Here is a 15318-nt window from a genome sequence, read left to right as displayed (position 1 = left end):
GCTCGTACGCGTGTCAAAGGCACTGACACCCCGCGACACGAGGACGTGACCGATGGACCCCGCAGAACAGCTCGGCCGGCACTTCGAGGACAGCCGCCCACGGCTGACCGCCCTGGCCCGCCGGATCCTCGGCAACAGCGCGGACGCGCAGGACGCGGTCCAGGACGCCTGGGTCCGTCTCAGCCGTCCGGGCGCCACGGACATCGCCGCGATCGCCAACCTCGACGGATGGCTGACCACGGTCGTCTCACGCACCTGCCTCAACAAGCTCAGAGCCCGGGCGGCGCGCCCCGAGGACCCGACGGACACGTTCGGCCCTGAGCTGCGTGTGCGTCCTGATCAGGGGCCCGGCCCCGAGGACGAGGCACTGCTGACCGAGCAGGTCACTCTGGCGCTGCACATCGTCCTGGAGAGTCTGACGCCGCCCGAGCGCCTCGCGTTCGTGCTCCACGACTCCTTCGGGATGCCGTTCGGTGAGATCGCCGCCGTACTCGGCAAGTCGACCGAGGCCACCCGCAAGCTCGCCGGTCGCGCGCGCAAGCGGGTGCACGCCGTGAATCCGACGGAGATCGAGACCGACCCGGCCGCGCAACGCGGTGTGGTCGACGCCTTCTTCGCGGCGTCCCGCGAGGGCGACCTCGACGGGCTGCTCAACGTGCTGCACCCCGAGATCACCTTCCACGCCGACGGCGGGGCCACCAGGCCCGCGGCGACCGCCACGATCCGCGGGCCGGAGAACGTGGCACGGCGTGCGGCGGCATTCGCGGTCCCCGGGGCCACCTTCCGGCCCGTCACGGTCAACGGCTGCGCCGCGGTCGTCGTCAGCGCCGACGCCCGGCCCGTGTCGGTCATGGCCTTCGTGATCGCGCAGGGCCGCATCGTCCAGATCCACTCACTGCTCGACCGACCGCGCATCGAGCGGCTGCTCGACGGCATCGAGTAGCGGCGGCCGGCGGGTCATCCGACTGCGTCGCCGTCCCCCTCCCACCGCAGCAGATCCCCCGGCTGGCACTCCAGCACCTCGCACAGCGCGGCGAGTGTCGTGAAGCGGACCGCCTTGGCGCGGCCGTTCTTCAGGACGGCGAGGTTGGCGGGGGTGATGCCCACGCGCTCGGCCAGCTCGCCGACGGACATCTTGCGCTTGGCCAGCATCACGTCGATGTCGACGACGATCGGCATCAGATCACCTCGTCCAGCTCGGCCTTCAGCTCCGTCGCCTGCGCGAGGAGCATGCGCATCACGAGCACGACGAGCGCGACGCCGAGGATGGCCAGGCCGATGCCGGCCATGATGAGCGTGACGCCCGGGTCCTCCCGCTGGCTGGGCGCGTTGACGGCCGTGACCGTGAACCACAGGAGGGCGACGGCGACGATCGCGCCGATCACCCCGTTCACGTAGCGGAAGGCCGCGTGCGAGAAGACGGTGCCGCGGCGGACCATCCCCACGAGTCGGCCCACGCAGACCAGCGCGAACTGCGCCGCCAGCATGCCCAGGACGGTGATCACGCGGAAGGCCGTCAGAGGGCGGGACCCGTCCTCCGGGTCACTCCCGCTGATCAGCATCCACACCATCAACACCTGCACGAACACCGTGCCGACGAACACCACCGCCAGCACGGCGCGCAGCGCCCTCACGGCCCAACTCCCCATGACTCCACCCCTACTCTTGCATCGAATGACGATGGGAATCTATCGAAATTCGATAGACAGGGCAAGTTATGGCCTCGTCCTGGGCATGGAAGGTTGAGCGTTCAGGAGGTATCCATGTGCGCCTTGACTTCCTCTCCCTCCTGAAGGAGGGGGATTCCTACGGCTCGCGCCGTGGGGTTTTCTGCTTCATCGCCGACTGCCCGCCCGGAGTACTCCGTTGAGGTCTTACACCAGCTCCACAGACAGACGCCGTCAGCCCGACGGCCAGAAGATTCTTCGCCGCGTTCACGTCCCGGTCGTGGGTCGTCCCGCAGTCGCACGTCCACTCACGGACGTTCAACGGCATCTTGCCCTGCAAGGCGCCGCAGGCCGAACACAGCTTGGAGGAGGGGAACCACCCATCGACCGCGATCACTTCACGGCCGTACCACTGGGCCTTGTACTCCAGCATGCTCCGGAACTCCGACCATGCCGCGTCACTGATGGCGCGGGCGAGAGTGTGGTTCTTGACCATGGTGCGCACGGTCAGGTCCTCGATCACGATCGTTTGGTTTTCGCGAACGAGCCGAGTGGTCAGCTTGTGCAGGCCGTCGCGCCTGCGGTCGGCGATCCGGGCGTAGACCTTGGCGACCTTCCTGCGGGCCTTGGCCCGGTTCGCCCCGTCGCCTTTGGCCCTGCGGGCCAGGTTCCGCTGCGCCTTCGCGAGGCGCCTACGGTCACGCCGCTCGTGCCGGGGGTTGGCGATCTTCTCCCCGGTCGAGAGGGCCAGCAGGTGGTCGAGCCCGACGTCGATACCGACCGCCGCCGTAGTGGCGGGGAGCGGTTGCACGGACGGGTCCTCGACCAGCAGGGACACATACCAACGCCCGGCCGCGTCCTGGGACACGGTCGCCGTGGACGGCGACGCGTCTTCGGGCAGGGGACGGGACCAGACGATGTCGAGCGGGTCCGCCATCTTCGCCAGGGTCAGTTGCCCGTCCCGGAACCGGAAGCCGCTGGTGGTGCACTCCGCCGACTTCCGCGACTTTTCCCGCGACTTGAAACGCGGGTACTTCGCCCGCTTGCCGAAGAAGTGCGTGAACGCCGCCTGCAAGTGCCGCAGGCACTGCTGCAACGGCACCGAGGACACCTCATTGAGGAAGGCCAGTTCCTCGGTCTTCTTCCACGCCGTCAGCATCGCCGACGTCGCGTTGTAGTTCACGCGCTCCTGCCGCGTCCACGCCTCGGTGCGGGCGGCAAGGGCCAGGTTGTAGACCTTGCGAACACACCCGAACGTGCGCGACAGCTCGGCTGCCTGCGCATCGGTCGGATGGAAGCGGTACTTGAACGCCCGCTTCACGTGCGTCGCGGTCACAGCTCACAAGCTAGCGATTCCCACTGGTGACGACCAAGCCCGCAGGTCCGTGCACGGTCTTTCGCCCAGCGGGCGAACCCCCGCTCGTTGCCCTGCTCCGCAGGGGTTTCGTTTCCTCCCCCGGCTGAAGCCGGGGGTATCCACGAAAGGAATCCGATGACGCACTCCTCGCCCGCCCCGCGCGGCCTCCCCGCCCCTCCCCCGCTCGGCGCGTCCGCGCTGCCGCCGGACACCTACGACGGCCGGCTCGTGCTGGTGACCGGGGGTGGGACCGGGCTCGGGCGGGCCGTCGCCGCGGAGTTCGCGCGGCTCGGGGCCGAGGTGATGATCGTCAGCCGGAAGGCGGAGCATCTGGCGCCCGCGCGCGAGGAGTTGCAGGCGGTCGAGGGCGCCGGGCTGATCACGGCGGCGACCTGCGACATCCGGGACGCGGCCCGGATCACGGAGGTCTTCGACGCGGCGTTCGCGGCGCACGGGCGGACGCCGGACGTCCTGGTGAACAACGCGGCCGCCAACTTCCCCGTACCGGCCGAGGAGTTGTCGCCGAACGGATGGCGCACGGTCGTCGACATCACGCTCAACGGCACGTACTTCATGACCCGCGAGTTCGGCCGCCGCCACCTGGCAGCGGGCACACCCGGCTCGGTGATCGCCGTCGGCGCGTCGTACGCGTGGACGGGCGGCCCCGGCTACGCGCACAGTTCGGCGGCGAAGGCGGGGGTGAAGAACCTGGTGGAGACGCTGGCCGTGGAGTGGGGCCCGTACGGGATCCAGGTCAACGGGCTGGTGCCGGGCCTCATGCCGCACGAGGACATGACGCCCGACATCCGCGAGAACCTCGACCGCGCCGAGGACCCGGCCGCCCGCCAGCCCGCGCTCCGGGTGGGCGCGCCAAGGGAACTGGGCTGGGCGGCGACGTTCCTCGCCTCGCCCTACGCCCGGTTCATCAGCGGCCACACACTGGTGGTGGACGGCGCGAACTGGCAGCGGCGCGCTCTGGTCAACGCGCCGGTGACGCCGGTGCGGGAGCAGCTGGGGCGCGGCCCGTTCGCCGCGGAGTGAGTGCGCCGCTTCGAACGCCTCCGCCCGGAACGAGTGTCCCTGTCCGCCACCCCGGTCCGTGGCTACGATGCGTACACGGTCGCCCCTACTCACGGTGGGGTCTGGGGTCGTTCACTTGAGGGGGGCCTGTGGATTCTCGCGCCAACCCCTGGCAGGCGCCTGCCGACATCGAGGGCCGCAGCACCGGACACCAGTTCCAACAGCCCGGACTCGCCCCGCGGGCGACCCCGTTCGCGCTCGTCACCTTCGTGGCCACCCTCAGCATCCTGGTGCCGCAGAACGAGGTGCGGTCCTGGGCAGCCTACGCGGTCAGTATCGCCCTTCTGCTGCTGTGCGCCGGAGCCTTTCTGCTGCCCTGGAACCGGCTGCCCGCGTGGGCTCCTGTCCTGGTGCCCCTTTTGCACACCGCTTCCGTGCTTCCGCTGGTCCTGGCGTCCGGGCCGGCTTCCGGTGTCGGGCTCGTACTCCTCGTACCCCTGGTCTGGACGGCCCTTTTCCACCTTCGCTGGGAGTCGGCATGGGTGGTCGTGACGGTCGTCGTCGTCCAGACGGTGACGTCCTTCGCCCAGCACGCGCCCGCAGTGGTGATCGGGCGGCGCGTGGTGCTGTGGGCCACGCTCGGCACGCTGATCGCGGTGGCCACGCACGGGCTGCGGGACCGCATCAAGGGCTCGATGGCGGCCAACATGGAGTTGCAGGCGGAGATACGTGAACTGTCCCTGGCCCGCGAGCGCGACCGCATCGCCGACGATCTGCGCGAGGGCGTCGTGCGCAGGCTCTTCGCGGCGGGCCTGGATCTGCACGCCACGGCGGCGCTGATCGGCGAGGGGCCCGCGCAGAGCCGGCTGATGCACGGCGTGAGCGAGCTCGATGAGGTGATCCAACTGCTGCGGGCGAGCGTGTTCGACCTCGGCGAGGACGGCGCACCGCCGAAGGACGCCACGGAACCTCCCGCTCCCGACGAGCACGAGCGGCCCGGCGGCCCCGCCGCCTGAGCGACGGGTCCCTGAGGTCAGTCCACGGGCCACTCGACGAGGCCGTCGAGGTGAGGTGGACGGTAGTGGGGGCCCTTGAGCACTTTGCCGTCGGCCCGGCGCTCGACGTGTCCGTCGGCGCCCACCTTGCTCATGTTGGACCGGTGGACCTCGACGAAAACGGCCGGCAGGTCGATGCCGAGCGCGTCCGCGGCGCCGTAGGTGACGTAGAGGACATCGGCGAGTTCCTTGGCCACTGCCTGGTACGCGGCGCGCGGATCGTCGCCGGACCGCAGTGCCGCGGCAAGGTCGCTGAGGGCCTCGGCGGCTTCCCGTGACTCCTCGGCGAGCAACGTCGCCCGGTGCGCGGCGAGTTCGGGGTCGTCGGCCACGGCCTTGCCGTCGAAGGCGGTACGGAACTCGGCGACGCGCGGCATCGGTTCATGATCCATGCGCTCAGCCTGGGCTCAACCGATCCGCTGCCCGTACACGTGCTCCACGGCCATCGCCATCAGTACACGCCGGTCCGACACCATCACCGAGCGGTACTCGTCCCAGTCGGGGTGGTCGCCGGCAGCCTTGCGGTAGTAGTCGACGAGGGCCTCGACCTCGGGGCCCTTCGGGTCCGTGCCGGGGCCGACGAGGGTCACCGTTCCCTCGGCGGTCGCCCAGGCGCGCCCGTCGGCGCTGGTCACCTCCACGGCGGCGCGCGGGTCGCGGCGCAGGTTCGCGGTCTTGGCACGGCCCTCGGTCATCGATACGTACAGCGTCTCGGTGTCGGGATCGTAGTACGGCTGGACCGGGGAGAGTTGTGGCCGGCCGTCGGACTTGAGGGTGGCGAGGACACCGAGCCTGCTCTCGGCGAGGAGTGCGCGCGGGGCGAAGGAGGTCGTCGTCATACCTGGGGCAACAGCCCTGTCCCCGGGTTGATTCCGCGACCGCTCTCAGGCGCCGCGGAACGTGGGCGGCCGGCGTCGCGCCTTCGCCGTGAATCCCTCGGTCGCGTCGTCGGAGGTGAGGGTGAGGGCCGCGCTCATGGCGACCCGGTCGAGCGCCGCGTCGAGCCCGGCGTCGGCGTACGCGTCGATGTCCCGCTTGACCGACTGCACGGCGAGCGGCGCGTTGGCGGCGATCTCGGCGGCAACGTCTCGCGCCGCCGACGCCAACTCCTCCACCGGGACGACCTGTTGCAGCAGATTCAGGCGGTGCGCGGTCTCGGCGTCGATGCGCCGCCCGGTGAGCGCGAGGAACTTCGCCCACCCGGCCCCCGCCTCCCGCGCGATCCGCAGATCCCCGCCCGCGTCGACGGCGACCCCCAACTGCGCTTCCGGCAGGGCGAACACGGCGTCGGCGGCGGCGATCCGCACATCCGCCATGAGCGCCAGCTCGAACCCGAACCCCAGGCAGTACCCCTGCACGGCCGCGACGACGGGCTGCGGAAGCCCCGCGAACGCAGCGAACCGCTCGTGCACCCACCGGATGCCCTCGTAGTACGCCCGATGCCGCGCGGAACCGCTCTCCCCTTCGATGCCCCCGCCGGGCGCTGTCACATCGATCCCGGCACAGAAGGCCCGCCCTTCGGCGCACAGCAGCACCACGCGTATCCGGTCGTCGAACCGGATCCGGTCGGCCATGACACCGAGCTGCCGACTCGACTCCCAGCTCCAGGCGTTGAGCTTGGCCGGCCGGCACAGGGTGAGCACGCCGATGCCGTCCTTCCCGACGTCGAGACGCATCCGCTGCTCGTCCCCTTCCGGGATACGGGTGTCGGTCGTGTCGATCATGCGGTCACCTACCGGGATGGGGTCGGCACAACGGGCGGCGCGCAGCGTAACTGTGCGAGGCCACATGCTGAAGACCCGGTGGGCCGCCACTCTCTAATGGAGGAGGTCGGCTGAGACGTCCCACAACCGCTTCGCCGCACCGGGATCGAGCGCCCACTCCTTGACACCGTGCGGGTGGTCCGCGAGTTCGGCGTCGTCCGGCACGGTGTACGCCTCGCGACCGTCGTCGAGGTAGTGGCCTCCGGTGTGGGCGAACTCCGGGGCGACAGCCGCGATGACACTGGCGGCGGCGCCCTGCCCGACCGTCTTGTACGTGAAGACACCGGCGGCCTCGGCGGCGTCGAGCGACGCCTTCTGCTGAGGCGTGAAGTTCCGCTGCAGACCCGTGGCGACACCGCCCGGGTTCACCGCGTTGGCCACGATGCCGTCGGAGGCCCAGCGGCGGCTCGCCTCGACGGCGAAGAGCGAGTTCGCCGTCTTGGACTGGGCGTAGGCGAGTTGCGGATCGTAGGCACGGCGCTCGAACTGCAGGTCGTCGAAGTCGATGCCGGCACGCATGTGCGCCGTCGAACTGACCGAGACGATCCGGGCCCCGTCCCGCTCGGCCGCTCCCCGCGCCAGCGCGCCACGCAGCCCGACGGCCAGCGCGAAGTGACCGAGGTGGTTCGTCGCGAACTGCAACTCCCAGCCCTCACGGGTGCGTTCGAGGCCGCCGGTGACCACGCCCGCGTTGTTGATCAGCAGATGGAGCGGATCGTCCCAGGTGTCGACGAACGCCGCGACGGAGCCCGTGTCGGCAAGGTCGAGCCGGACGACCCGCGGCCGGGCCCCACCGGTCGCCTTCGCGATCCGGTCGGCGGCGGCCGCCCCCGCGACCACGTCACGCACGGCGAGCGTCACCTCCGCCCCCGCGGCGGCCAGCGCACGCGCCGTCTCGGCCCCGAGCCCGGAGGAGGCCCCGGTCACGACGGCGCGGACACCTGCGAGGTGGACGCCGCGCAGTACTTCATCGGCGGTGCTGGACGCGGTGAAAGGCGTGGTGATGAGGGCACGGTCAGCCATGCGGCGACTATACGCACTGAACAGTATTTGTATAGTTCGAGTACCAGTCCTACGCTCGCTCCATGAGCAGCACCGACGCCGCCACCCCCGACGCCGACCGCCGGTCGCGGGTCCTGGACTCCGCGATGGCCACGTTCGCGCGATTCGGGTACCGGAAGACCTCGATGGAGGAGGTCGCACGGGCCGCACACATCTCCCGGCCCGGCCTGTACTTCCTCTTCTCCTCGAAGGAGGCCCTGTTCCGCGCCGCGGCCACCCGGACCCTGGAACAGGATCTCGACGCGATCGAAGACCTCCTGGCCGACACCGGTCGCCCCCTCGCCAACCGCCTCGTGGACGCGTTCGACCGATGGGCCGGGCGGTACATCGGCCCGCTCGCGGGCGATATCACGACAGTCATCGAGGACAACCCGCACCTCCTCGACGAGATCACCGAATCCGCACCACGACGCTTCGAGGAACTGATCACGAAGGCGATCGCCCAGGAGTCGACACGGAAGTCGGCCGCCCCCGTCGCCCAGACGTTGATCAGCACGTCGATCGGCCTCAAGCGGCAGGCCCGGACTCGGGAGTTCTACGTGGACCGGATGAGAACCGCGGTCTCGCTTCTCGTGCACTGAGACGTGCACCGAGGGCCCGCTCGGCGCGTAAGCACACACCCACGGACCCACACACCCCGCAGTAGACACTGTCTACCTCCATCCGGTAGACAGTGTCTATGCAGATGAACCGCCCCACCGGCGACAGCCTCCGCGAGCGCCTCATCGACACCGGCGTGGCGCTCGTGGACACGGATGGCGCGGCGGCGTTGTCGCTGCGGGAGATCGCCCGGAGGGCGGGTGTCTCGCACGGCGCGCCCCGCCGCTACTTCCCGACCCACCTCGAACTGCTGTCGGCCATCGCCCGGCGCGGCTTCGAGGAACTCGGCAAGCGCGTCACGCAAGCGCTCGCCGACGGCGACGGCGACGGCGGCCAGGACCCGCGCACCCAGGTGGCCACCCTCGCCCGCACCTATCTCGACTTCGCGGCGCGACACCGCGGCATGTACGAGCTGATGTTCCGCCATGACCTGTTGGAGAGCGGTGAGTTGGGTCTGCGCGAGACCAGTCTTCCGCTCTTCAAGATGCTCACGGGGCTGATCGCCGCCGCCCGACCCGATACGGAACCCGCCCTCGTGGCCGGCGCGCTGTGGGCGAACCTGCACGGTGTCGCCCAGCTGTGGGGCTGGGGCAGCCTCCAACTGGCCGTCGCCGCCGAGGACATCGAGCCGCTGCTGGCCACGGTGCTCGACGCCCATCTGGGCCCGGCATCCCGGTGAACGGCTCGACACGTCGCCGCATCACGCTCACGGGCAGCGTCGTCGGCGCGGTCCTCGTCGCGCTCGACGGCACGGTCCTGACCGTCGCCCAGCCCGCGCTCCAGGACGACCTCGGCGCCTCCCTCGCACAGGTCCAGTGGACCAGCACCGGCTATCTGATCGCGGTGGCGAGCCTGCTGGTGTTCGCCGGGCGGCTCGGCGACCGCTACGGGCACGCGCGGCTCTTCGGATACGGGACGCTCGGGTTCGCGGCGGCCTCCGCCGGGATCGGTGTCGCGCCGGACATCCGCTGGGTGATCGGGCTGCGCGTGCTCCAGGGGGTGTGCGGTGCACTGCTGCAGCCGGCGACGCTGGGCATGCTGCGGACGGCCTACGCCGCCGATGCGCTCGGTATGCCGATCGCGCTGCGCACCAGTGCGATCGGTGTCGCGGCGGCCGCGGGCCCACTGGTCGGCGGGGCGCTGACGGCGCAACTGGGCTGGCGTTCGGTGTTCTTCCTGGGGGTGCTGCCCGCCGTCGTGATCGCCATGCTCGTCCTGGCGGTGCGGGACGACGCCCTTGAGCGGACCGATGACGTACCCGCCGACGACCGTACGGCGGCGCCCGCACCACGCACCGTCGGACTCGATCCGGGCGGCGCGCTGTTGCTCGCCGTGGCACTCGGCTGCCTGGTGGCGGCGCTGGCCGGCCTGCCGGGATCCGGGTGGACGGCTGATACGACGCTGTTCGCGGGCGGCGCAGGCGCGGCGGCGGTCGGCTTCGTCGCACACGAGCGCCGCACGGCGGACCCACTGCTGTCCCCCGCCCTGCTCGCGTCCCCGACCGTCGCCCCCGCGCTGGTCATCCTGCTGACGGCGTCGGCGGCCCTGTTCGGCACACTGTTCACGGCCACGTACTTCCTTCAGGACGTACTCGGCCTCGACCCGCTCGGCACGGCGCTGCGCATGCTGCCCGCCGCCCTGTGCATGGTGCTGGCGGCGCCGCTCACCCCGGTACTGCTGCGCCGCTGCGGGACCCGGGCGACGACATCGGGCGGGATGCTGATCCTGGCGGCGGGGGTGTTCGGCTTCGGACGCCTCGACACGTCGCCGCCTCAACTGGCCGTCGGAGCCTGCGCGTTCGCGATGGGCACGGGCTTCGGCACGGTGATGGTCGCCGCGACGGAGTCGCTCGTCCGCCGGGCCGACCTCCGCGCGGCCGGGGTGGCGGGCGGACTGCAGCAGACGGCGATGAACGTGGGCCCGACGCTCGGCGTGGCGACGGCGACGACACTGCTCGCGTCCGGCGCGGACTTCGTGGCGTCGATGGGCGTGACATTGACGGCACTCACCGGCCTGGTGCTCGTGGCCGGCGCGACAGCGTTGCGGCTTCCGGGCAGGACTCCGAAGGCGGCGGTCCAGGCCCGTACGGAAACGTCCTGACGGGCGCTGCTCAGCCGGAGACCGGCGTACGGGACAGCGCCGTGCGCACCGCGAAGACGCCGAGCAGGCCGCCCGCCGTGAACCGCTGGGCGGTCATGGCGCGGGGGCGCGCCGCCAGAAATCCCGAGACCCGCGCCGCGCCCAGCATGATCGCGGCGTTCACGGCGAGGCCCACCACGATCTGTACGCCGCCGAGCTGGAGCAGCTGCACCCAGGCGGGCCCGGCGTGCGGATCGAGGAACTGGGGCAGCAGCGCGGCGTACAGGAGCGCGATCTTGGGGTTGAGCAGGTTGGTCAGCAGCCCCATCGAGAACAGCCGGGCGTCGGACACCGGCGGCAGGTCCCCCGCCGGGGCGAACGGCGAGCGCCCGCCGGGCTTGAGCATGCTCCAGGCCAGATAGGCCAGGTAGGCGGCGCCGGCCAGCTTGACCACCAGGTACGCCACCGGCACGGCGGCGAACAGTGCGGACAGCCCCGCGGCCGCGGCCAGCAGATAGGCCACGAAGCCGACGGCGGTGCCGCTCAGGCTGACCAGGCCCGCCCTGCGCCCCTGAGTGATCGCGCGCGACGCCAGGTGGATCATGTTCGGCCCCGGCGTGAGCGCCATGCCCAGTTCGATCAGGGCCACTCCCCCGACTGCGGTCGCACTGATCACCGGTCACCCTCCTGGTCGCGCACGGGACACCCGAACACCCGAACATCCGTGCCACAGATTACGCGATCAGGAGAGTCCGCCGATCGGACCAGCCCCCAGGGCACCAGGGTCCCGGGGCTCAGCGTCTCAGTGCGGAATCCCGTCGATCAGCTCCCGCGCACCCTGCCGCAGCAGCGCCACCGCCACCGACATCCCCAGCGTCGCCGGGTCCAACGGCCCCGCCCACTCCTGCGCGTTCAGCACCCGCTTGCCGTCGGGGGTGAATACGCAGCCCCGCAGCGACAGGTCGCCGGAGCGTTCGGCGCGGGCGTAGCCGGCGATCGGTGAGTTGCAGTGGCCCTGAAGGACGTGCAGGAACATCCGCTCGGCGGTCGCCTCGCGCCAGGTGTCGCGGTCGCCGAGCCCGGTCACCGCCTCCAGCGTCGACTCGTCGTCCTCGCGGCACTGCAGCGCCAGGATCCCGGCGCCGATCGGCGGGCAGATCCGCTCCGGCGCGAGCACCTCCGTGATGACGTCGGTGCGGTTGATCCGCTCGAGCCCGGACAGTGCGAGGAGCAGGACGTCCGCGTCGCCCGCCGCCATCTTCTCCATGCGGCGGTTGGCGTTCCCGCGCATCGGGACGCATTCCAAGTGCGGGTGGGAGGCGGCGAGTTGGGCGACACGGCGGACGGAGGACGTGCCGACGCGGGTCCCCTCGGGCAGCTCGTCGAGGGTGCGGCCCGCCGGGTCGATCAGCGCGTCCCGTACGTCGTCCCGCTTGAGGTACGCGCCGAACGTACAGCCCTCCGGCAGCGGCCGGTCCGCCGGGATGTCCTTGAGGCAGTGCACGGCGAGGTCGGCCTGGCCGTCGAGCAGCGCCCGGTCGACCTCCTTGGTGAACGCACCCTTGCCGCCGAGCTTCGACAGGTCGCCCATCCACTTGTCACCGCTGGTCGTGACGGGCACGACCTCGGTGCGGATGCCGGGGTGCAGCGCGGCGAGTTCGGCGCGGACACGCTCCACCTGGGCCAGCGCCATCGGCGACGAACGGGAGACGATACGGATCAACTCGGCTGCCATGCCGACACGATAGCCCCTTTGGCCTTGCGGGGATCGACACCCCCGCGCCACAGCGGCCCGCGCTCATCCGGGCTCGGCACGCCGCGACCAGCCGCGCGCCTCGCCCTCGTCGATGAGCCGCTGTCCGGCCTGCCACAGGGCCGCGGACGCGTCCCCGATCACCGCCTTGCGGGCGCGGACGTCGTCGGCGGTGACGCCGGGAGTGCGCCAGGTGCCGCCGCGCGCCATCCAGTTGAGGAGCAGGGGCTGCAGCCGGTCCATCGCCTTGGCGAACACCGCTTCAGGGGTGCGCCGTTCCTCGAACTCGTCCCACAGTGCCCTCATCCGGCGTCCCTGGTCCGCCGGGAGCAGTCCGAACAGTTCGTCGGCCGCGGCGCTCTCCCGCTCCTCCTGGTCGCTGCCCGCGGCACTGTCGTACAGGGGTGTGTCGCCGGCGTAGATCTCCACCAGGTCGTGCAGGAGCACCAGTTGGACGGTGTGCCCGACGTCGATGGGGCGGTCGGCGTGCTCGGCGAGGACGACCACCATCATCGCCAGGTGCCACGAGTGCTCCGCGTCGTTCTCGCGGCGCTCCGCCGCGGCCAGGGGCGACTGCCGCAGGACGGTCTTGAGCTGATCCACCTCGACGAGGAAGGTGAGTTGGTCCCGCAGCCGGTCGTCGAGGCCTTCGGGGAAGGGCGTCTTGTCGGCGAGCAGAGCGCGGCGCTCGCCACCCGCACCACTCACGCCTTCGTCGTGACTCATGACTTCATCGTGGCATGCACGGGCCGACACGCGGCGGCGCGCCGTCATTCAGGACGCGGAGCGCAGGATGCCTTCCACCCCGGACAGGAACGTCTCGGAGATGAGCGTGGCGTCGGAGAGGCAGCCGGCAGCCATGGCGCCGTCCCGGAGCATCACGAAGTGCCGCCCTACCGCGTCCGCGGGCGTGCAGCCGGCCCGGTCGAGCAGTTCGACGGCGGTGTCCAGGAACCACTGCCGGTGCGCCAGTACGGCCTGGTGGACCGGGTGGGACGGGTCGGGGTACTCGGCTGCGGCGTTCAGGAAGGCGCAGCCGCGGAAGCCTTCGGAGCGGATGCCCTCGGTGATGGTGCGGGCGACGGCGCGGACCGTGTCGGCGGGGGGCAGCTCCTGGGCGCGGACGGCCTCGACCTGGCCGCGGATGCCCTGGTCGGCCTGTTGCAGATAGGCGAGGACCAGGTCTTCCTTGCCCTTGAAGTGCCGGTACAGCGTGGCCCGGGTGACCTGGGCCTCTTCGATGATCCGGTCCACGCCGACGGAGTGGATCCCCTCGCCGTAGAAGATGCGGGTCGCCGTGGAGAGCAGCCGCGTCCGCGCCTCGGACGTTCTGCCGCCTGTCGTGCTCGCGCTCATGGCGTCACCGTACCAGGAGCGCGAGGGAGAACGTTCGGTCTTGACGGCGGGCCGCGGACGGCTTTAGATGAGAAAGAGGAAAGAGACCGAACGTTCTCCCTCGCTTGGCTGCTTCGGCGCGCCACGCCCACGCCTTCTTCCTGCTTCTCCTCCGCCCTCCGCCCTCCGAAAGGGATCCTCATGGAAACCGTCGTCTCCACACCCGCCCCCGCGACGAGCCCCGTCGCGTCGCTGCGCCGCCTGTACCTGCTCCGCTTCGCGTTCGCCGCCGTCTGGGCCGGCCTGCTGTTCACGAGCGCGGACACCCTGGGGCCCCTCAGCAAGACACTGCTGGTGGTCTATCCCCTGTTCGACGTGGCCTGCGCGATCGTCGACGTCCGCTCCGCCAGGGCCGACCGCGGGCCCGTGCTCGGCCTCTACGCGAACATCACGCTCAGCGTCCTGACCACCGCGGGGCTGATCGCGGCCGTCTCCTCCGGCATCCCGGCCGTGCTGCGCCTGTGGGGTGCCTGGGCCGTCACCGCGGGCCTCGTCCAACTAACCGTCGGTGTCCTGCGGCGCGGCATGGGCGGACAGTGGCCGATGATCGCCAGCGGCGGCATCTCCGCCCTCGCCGGGGCCTCCTTCGTCGCCCAGGCGGCGAAGGACGACGCGTCGCTGACCAATCTGGCCGGATACGCCTTCCTGGGCGGCGTCTTCTTCCTCGTCTCCGCGCTCCGTCTGCGCCGCTGAGGCGGACGAGCGCGAGGCCTCGGCGCCGTCCGCCCCCCGACCGGCCGTCCTCGACGACGAGGGCGGCCGTCCCCGTGGTCCCGAAAGCGCCACCACCCGTCTGTGGCCGACACCAGCCACAACGGCGAAGCCGTCCGACATGGCCGGCACCTCGACGTCGCGCCGCCCATCCGGCCGCTCGCCTGCGCGCTCCTGCTCACCACAGGGCGAGCAAGGGCGCTCCCTCGCTCAACCACCCCGGAGTCGATCCGGCCATCCTCACCAGAACCCTCCACCTCCGCCCCCGAGAAGCAACACGATGCAACACGAGAAATGCACGGGCACCATCCGCCACGACTGCCACGAACGCCGCTGCCGCTCACCCTGCCCCTACGAGCTCTCCCACCGTTGCGCCCACGAATGCCACCGCTTCGAACGTCGCGCCAGTGAGGACTGATCATGACCCGCGCACTCCGCACCGCCCGCGCCCATCTCTTCGCCGCGGCCGCGCTCACCGTCGGTGCCCTCCACGTCGGCCTGACCGAAGCCCCGTGGCACTGCCTGCCCGGCCTGTGCTTGGCCACGGTCCTCGTCCGGTCCGCGCTGCGGTCCTACGCCGAGCACCAGGCGGTCCTCTCCGAGTGCGAGCGGGCCCGGCGCGCGGCGATCGTCGAGGAACTCGACATGGCCGTCGAGTGCTGTCGCCTCGCGCATCTCTCGGGCGGCTACGCCCATGGCAAGGGCTGCATGCTGTCCGCGGACGCGTTCGCCGAGCTGTACACCGCGTGCTGCGCCGAAGGGTTCGTGTCGCGCGGCGCCCGGCACTGGCCCACGTGCCGGGTCGACTCGGCGAGCAGCAGCGCCCTGTGAGCGGCGGGGCCCACCGGGCGCGCGA

19 protein-coding genes are annotated in these 15318 nt (G+C 71.2%); 8 read left to right on the top strand and 11 right to left on the bottom strand.

Annotated features, from left to right (window positions below; translation table 11 throughout):
- The first annotated feature begins 52 nt into the window (after positions 1-52).
- Positions 53-943 (top strand): sigma-70 family RNA polymerase sigma factor, encoded by an 891-nt coding sequence (locus tag ACZ7L4_RS04060; RefSeq protein WP_472099472.1) that lies wholly within the window; start codon positions 53-55, stop codon positions 941-943.
- 14 nt (positions 944-957) lie between these two features.
- Here ACZ7L4_RS04060 and ACZ7L4_RS04055 read toward each other — a convergent pair whose 3' ends face one another.
- From ACZ7L4_RS04055 to ACZ7L4_RS04045, 3 genes are all read right to left on the bottom strand, one after another.
- Positions 958-1179 (bottom strand): helix-turn-helix domain-containing protein, encoded by a 222-nt coding sequence (locus ACZ7L4_RS04055; protein WP_450809098.1) that lies wholly within the window; start codon positions 1177-1179, stop codon positions 958-960.
- Entirely contained in the window at positions 1179-1649 is a 471-nt protein-coding gene (locus tag ACZ7L4_RS04050; RefSeq protein ID WP_472099470.1) for a DUF2975 domain-containing protein, read from the bottom strand. Before ACZ7L4_RS04050 ends, ACZ7L4_RS04055 begins: the two co-directional genes overlap by 1 nt.
- A 157-nt stretch (positions 1650-1806) precedes the next feature.
- Positions 1807-3003, bottom strand: a complete 1197-nt coding sequence (locus ACZ7L4_RS04045) for an RNA-guided endonuclease InsQ/TnpB family protein (protein ID WP_472099469.1) — start codon at positions 3001-3003, stop codon at positions 1807-1809.
- Between the two features lie 156 nt (positions 3004-3159).
- Between ACZ7L4_RS04045 and ACZ7L4_RS04040 the strand changes: the two genes are divergently transcribed.
- Both ACZ7L4_RS04040 and ACZ7L4_RS04035 read left to right on the top strand, forming a co-directional pair.
- The gene (locus ACZ7L4_RS04040) at positions 3160-4065 is read left to right on the top strand and encodes an SDR family oxidoreductase (protein WP_472099468.1); all 906 of its coding nucleotides are present in this window, start codon (positions 3160-3162) and stop codon (positions 4063-4065) included.
- A gap of 128 nt (positions 4066-4193) precedes the next feature.
- Positions 4194-5060: a sensor histidine kinase gene (locus ACZ7L4_RS04035; protein ID WP_472099467.1), complete on the top strand. Its 867-nt coding sequence runs from the start codon at positions 4194-4196 to the stop codon at positions 5058-5060.
- 17 nt (positions 5061-5077) lie between these two features.
- On the opposite strand, the gene ACZ7L4_RS04030 is transcribed toward ACZ7L4_RS04035, so the two are convergent.
- From ACZ7L4_RS04030 to ACZ7L4_RS04015, 4 genes are all read right to left on the bottom strand, one after another.
- The gene (locus tag ACZ7L4_RS04030; RefSeq protein ID WP_472099466.1) at positions 5078-5491 is read right to left on the bottom strand and encodes a pyrophosphohydrolase domain-containing protein; all 414 of its coding nucleotides are present in this window, start codon (positions 5489-5491) and stop codon (positions 5078-5080) included.
- A 15-nt stretch (positions 5492-5506) separates the two neighbouring features.
- A complete protein-coding gene (locus ACZ7L4_RS04025; RefSeq protein ID WP_472099464.1) occupies positions 5507-5938 on the bottom strand; it encodes a PPOX class F420-dependent oxidoreductase in 432 nt (143 codons plus the stop codon).
- A 45-nt stretch (positions 5939-5983) separates the two neighbouring features.
- On the bottom strand, positions 5984-6823 hold the full coding sequence (locus ACZ7L4_RS04020; RefSeq protein WP_472099463.1) for an enoyl-CoA hydratase/isomerase family protein: 840 nt from the start codon (positions 6821-6823) through the stop codon (positions 5984-5986).
- A 93-nt stretch (positions 6824-6916) separates the two neighbouring features.
- Positions 6917-7885, bottom strand: a complete 969-nt coding sequence (locus tag ACZ7L4_RS04015) for an SDR family NAD(P)-dependent oxidoreductase (protein ID WP_472099461.1) — start codon at positions 7883-7885, stop codon at positions 6917-6919.
- A 62-nt stretch (positions 7886-7947) separates the two neighbouring features.
- On the opposite strand from ACZ7L4_RS04015, the gene ACZ7L4_RS04010 reads away from it, so the two are divergent.
- The 3 genes from ACZ7L4_RS04010 to ACZ7L4_RS04000 all read left to right on the top strand — a co-directional run bounded on the left by ACZ7L4_RS04010 (position 7948) and on the right by ACZ7L4_RS04000 (position 10624).
- Positions 7948-8505, top strand: a complete 558-nt coding sequence (locus ACZ7L4_RS04010) for a TetR/AcrR family transcriptional regulator (RefSeq protein WP_472099460.1) — start codon at positions 7948-7950, stop codon at positions 8503-8505.
- Between the two features lie 98 nt (positions 8506-8603).
- Entirely contained in the window at positions 8604-9203 is a 600-nt protein-coding gene (locus ACZ7L4_RS04005) for a TetR/AcrR family transcriptional regulator (protein WP_472099458.1), read from the top strand.
- On the top strand, positions 9200-10624 hold the full coding sequence (locus tag ACZ7L4_RS04000; RefSeq protein WP_472099456.1) for an MFS transporter: 1425 nt from the start codon (positions 9200-9202) through the stop codon (positions 10622-10624). Before ACZ7L4_RS04005 ends, ACZ7L4_RS04000 begins: the two co-directional genes overlap by 4 nt.
- Positions 10625-10634: 10 nt before the next feature.
- Here the strand turns inward: ACZ7L4_RS04000 and ACZ7L4_RS03995 are convergent, their stop codons facing one another.
- The 4 genes from ACZ7L4_RS03995 to ACZ7L4_RS03980 form a co-directional block, all read right to left on the bottom strand.
- On the bottom strand, positions 10635-11279 hold the full coding sequence (locus ACZ7L4_RS03995; RefSeq protein WP_472099454.1) for a LysE family translocator: 645 nt from the start codon (positions 11277-11279) through the stop codon (positions 10635-10637).
- Positions 11280-11405: 126 nt separating this feature from the next.
- The gene (gene hemC / locus ACZ7L4_RS03990; RefSeq protein WP_472099452.1) at positions 11406-12338 is read right to left on the bottom strand and encodes a hydroxymethylbilane synthase; all 933 of its coding nucleotides are present in this window, start codon (positions 12336-12338) and stop codon (positions 11406-11408) included.
- Between the two features lie 63 nt (positions 12339-12401).
- On the bottom strand, positions 12402-13082 hold the full coding sequence (locus ACZ7L4_RS03985) for an HD domain-containing protein (RefSeq protein ID WP_472099450.1): 681 nt from the start codon (positions 13080-13082) through the stop codon (positions 12402-12404).
- Positions 13083-13130: 48 nt separating this feature from the next.
- Positions 13131-13712, bottom strand: a complete 582-nt coding sequence (locus ACZ7L4_RS03980) for a TetR/AcrR family transcriptional regulator (protein WP_472099448.1) — start codon at positions 13710-13712, stop codon at positions 13131-13133.
- A 180-nt stretch (positions 13713-13892) separates the two neighbouring features.
- Between ACZ7L4_RS03980 and ACZ7L4_RS03975 the strand changes: the two genes are divergently transcribed.
- Complete coding sequence (locus tag ACZ7L4_RS03975; RefSeq protein ID WP_472099446.1) at positions 13893-14444, top strand: hypothetical protein; 552 nt, start codon at positions 13893-13895, stop codon at positions 14442-14444.
- Positions 14445-14882: 438 nt separating this feature from the next.
- On the top strand, positions 14883-15293 hold the full coding sequence (locus ACZ7L4_RS03970) for a hypothetical protein (RefSeq protein ID WP_472099444.1): 411 nt from the start codon (positions 14883-14885) through the stop codon (positions 15291-15293).
- Positions 15294-15318: the final 25 nt, after the last annotated feature.

The sequence above is a fragment of the Streptomyces sp. NPDC107575 genome, assembly GCF_055657265.1.
This window is presented reverse-complemented; position numbering and strand designations above follow the sequence as displayed.

What these genes read in the sequence shown, in the direction of transcription:
- ACZ7L4_RS04055 (WP_450809098.1), bottom strand. Translation starts at nt 1,179, where the DNA reads ATGCCGATCGTCGTCGACATCGACGTGATGCTGGCCAAGCGCAAGATG.
- ACZ7L4_RS03985 (WP_472099450.1), bottom strand. Translation starts at nt 13,082, where the DNA reads ATGAGTCACGACGAAGGCGTGAGTGGTGCGGGTGGCGAGCGCCGCGCT.
- ACZ7L4_RS04005 (WP_472099458.1), top strand. Translation starts at nt 8,604, where the DNA reads ATGCAGATGAACCGCCCCACCGGCGACAGCCTCCGCGAGCGCCTCATC.
- ACZ7L4_RS04020 (WP_472099463.1), bottom strand. Translation starts at nt 6,823, where the DNA reads ATGATCGACACGACCGACACCCGTATCCCGGAAGGGGACGAGCAGCGG.
- ACZ7L4_RS04040 (WP_472099468.1), top strand. Translation starts at nt 3,160, where the DNA reads ATGACGCACTCCTCGCCCGCCCCGCGCGGCCTCCCCGCCCCTCCCCCG.
- hemC (WP_472099452.1), bottom strand. Translation starts at nt 12,338, where the DNA reads ATGGCAGCCGAGTTGATCCGTATCGTCTCCCGTTCGTCGCCGATGGCG.
- ACZ7L4_RS03970 (WP_472099444.1), top strand. Translation starts at nt 14,883, where the DNA reads ATGACCCGCGCACTCCGCACCGCCCGCGCCCATCTCTTCGCCGCGGCC.
- ACZ7L4_RS04060 (WP_472099472.1), top strand. Translation starts at nt 53, where the DNA reads ATGGACCCCGCAGAACAGCTCGGCCGGCACTTCGAGGACAGCCGCCCA.
- ACZ7L4_RS03975 (WP_472099446.1), top strand. Translation starts at nt 13,893, where the DNA reads ATGGAAACCGTCGTCTCCACACCCGCCCCCGCGACGAGCCCCGTCGCG.
- ACZ7L4_RS04010 (WP_472099460.1), top strand. Translation starts at nt 7,948, where the DNA reads ATGAGCAGCACCGACGCCGCCACCCCCGACGCCGACCGCCGGTCGCGG.
- ACZ7L4_RS04025 (WP_472099464.1), bottom strand. Translation starts at nt 5,938, where the DNA reads ATGACGACGACCTCCTTCGCCCCGCGCGCACTCCTCGCCGAGAGCAGG.
- ACZ7L4_RS04015 (WP_472099461.1), bottom strand. Translation starts at nt 7,885, where the DNA reads ATGGCTGACCGTGCCCTCATCACCACGCCTTTCACCGCGTCCAGCACC.
- ACZ7L4_RS04050 (WP_472099470.1), bottom strand. Translation starts at nt 1,649, where the DNA reads ATGGGGAGTTGGGCCGTGAGGGCGCTGCGCGCCGTGCTGGCGGTGGTG.
- ACZ7L4_RS03980 (WP_472099448.1), bottom strand. Translation starts at nt 13,712, where the DNA reads ATGAGCGCGAGCACGACAGGCGGCAGAACGTCCGAGGCGCGGACGCGG.
- ACZ7L4_RS04030 (WP_472099466.1), bottom strand. Translation starts at nt 5,491, where the DNA reads ATGGATCATGAACCGATGCCGCGCGTCGCCGAGTTCCGTACCGCCTTC.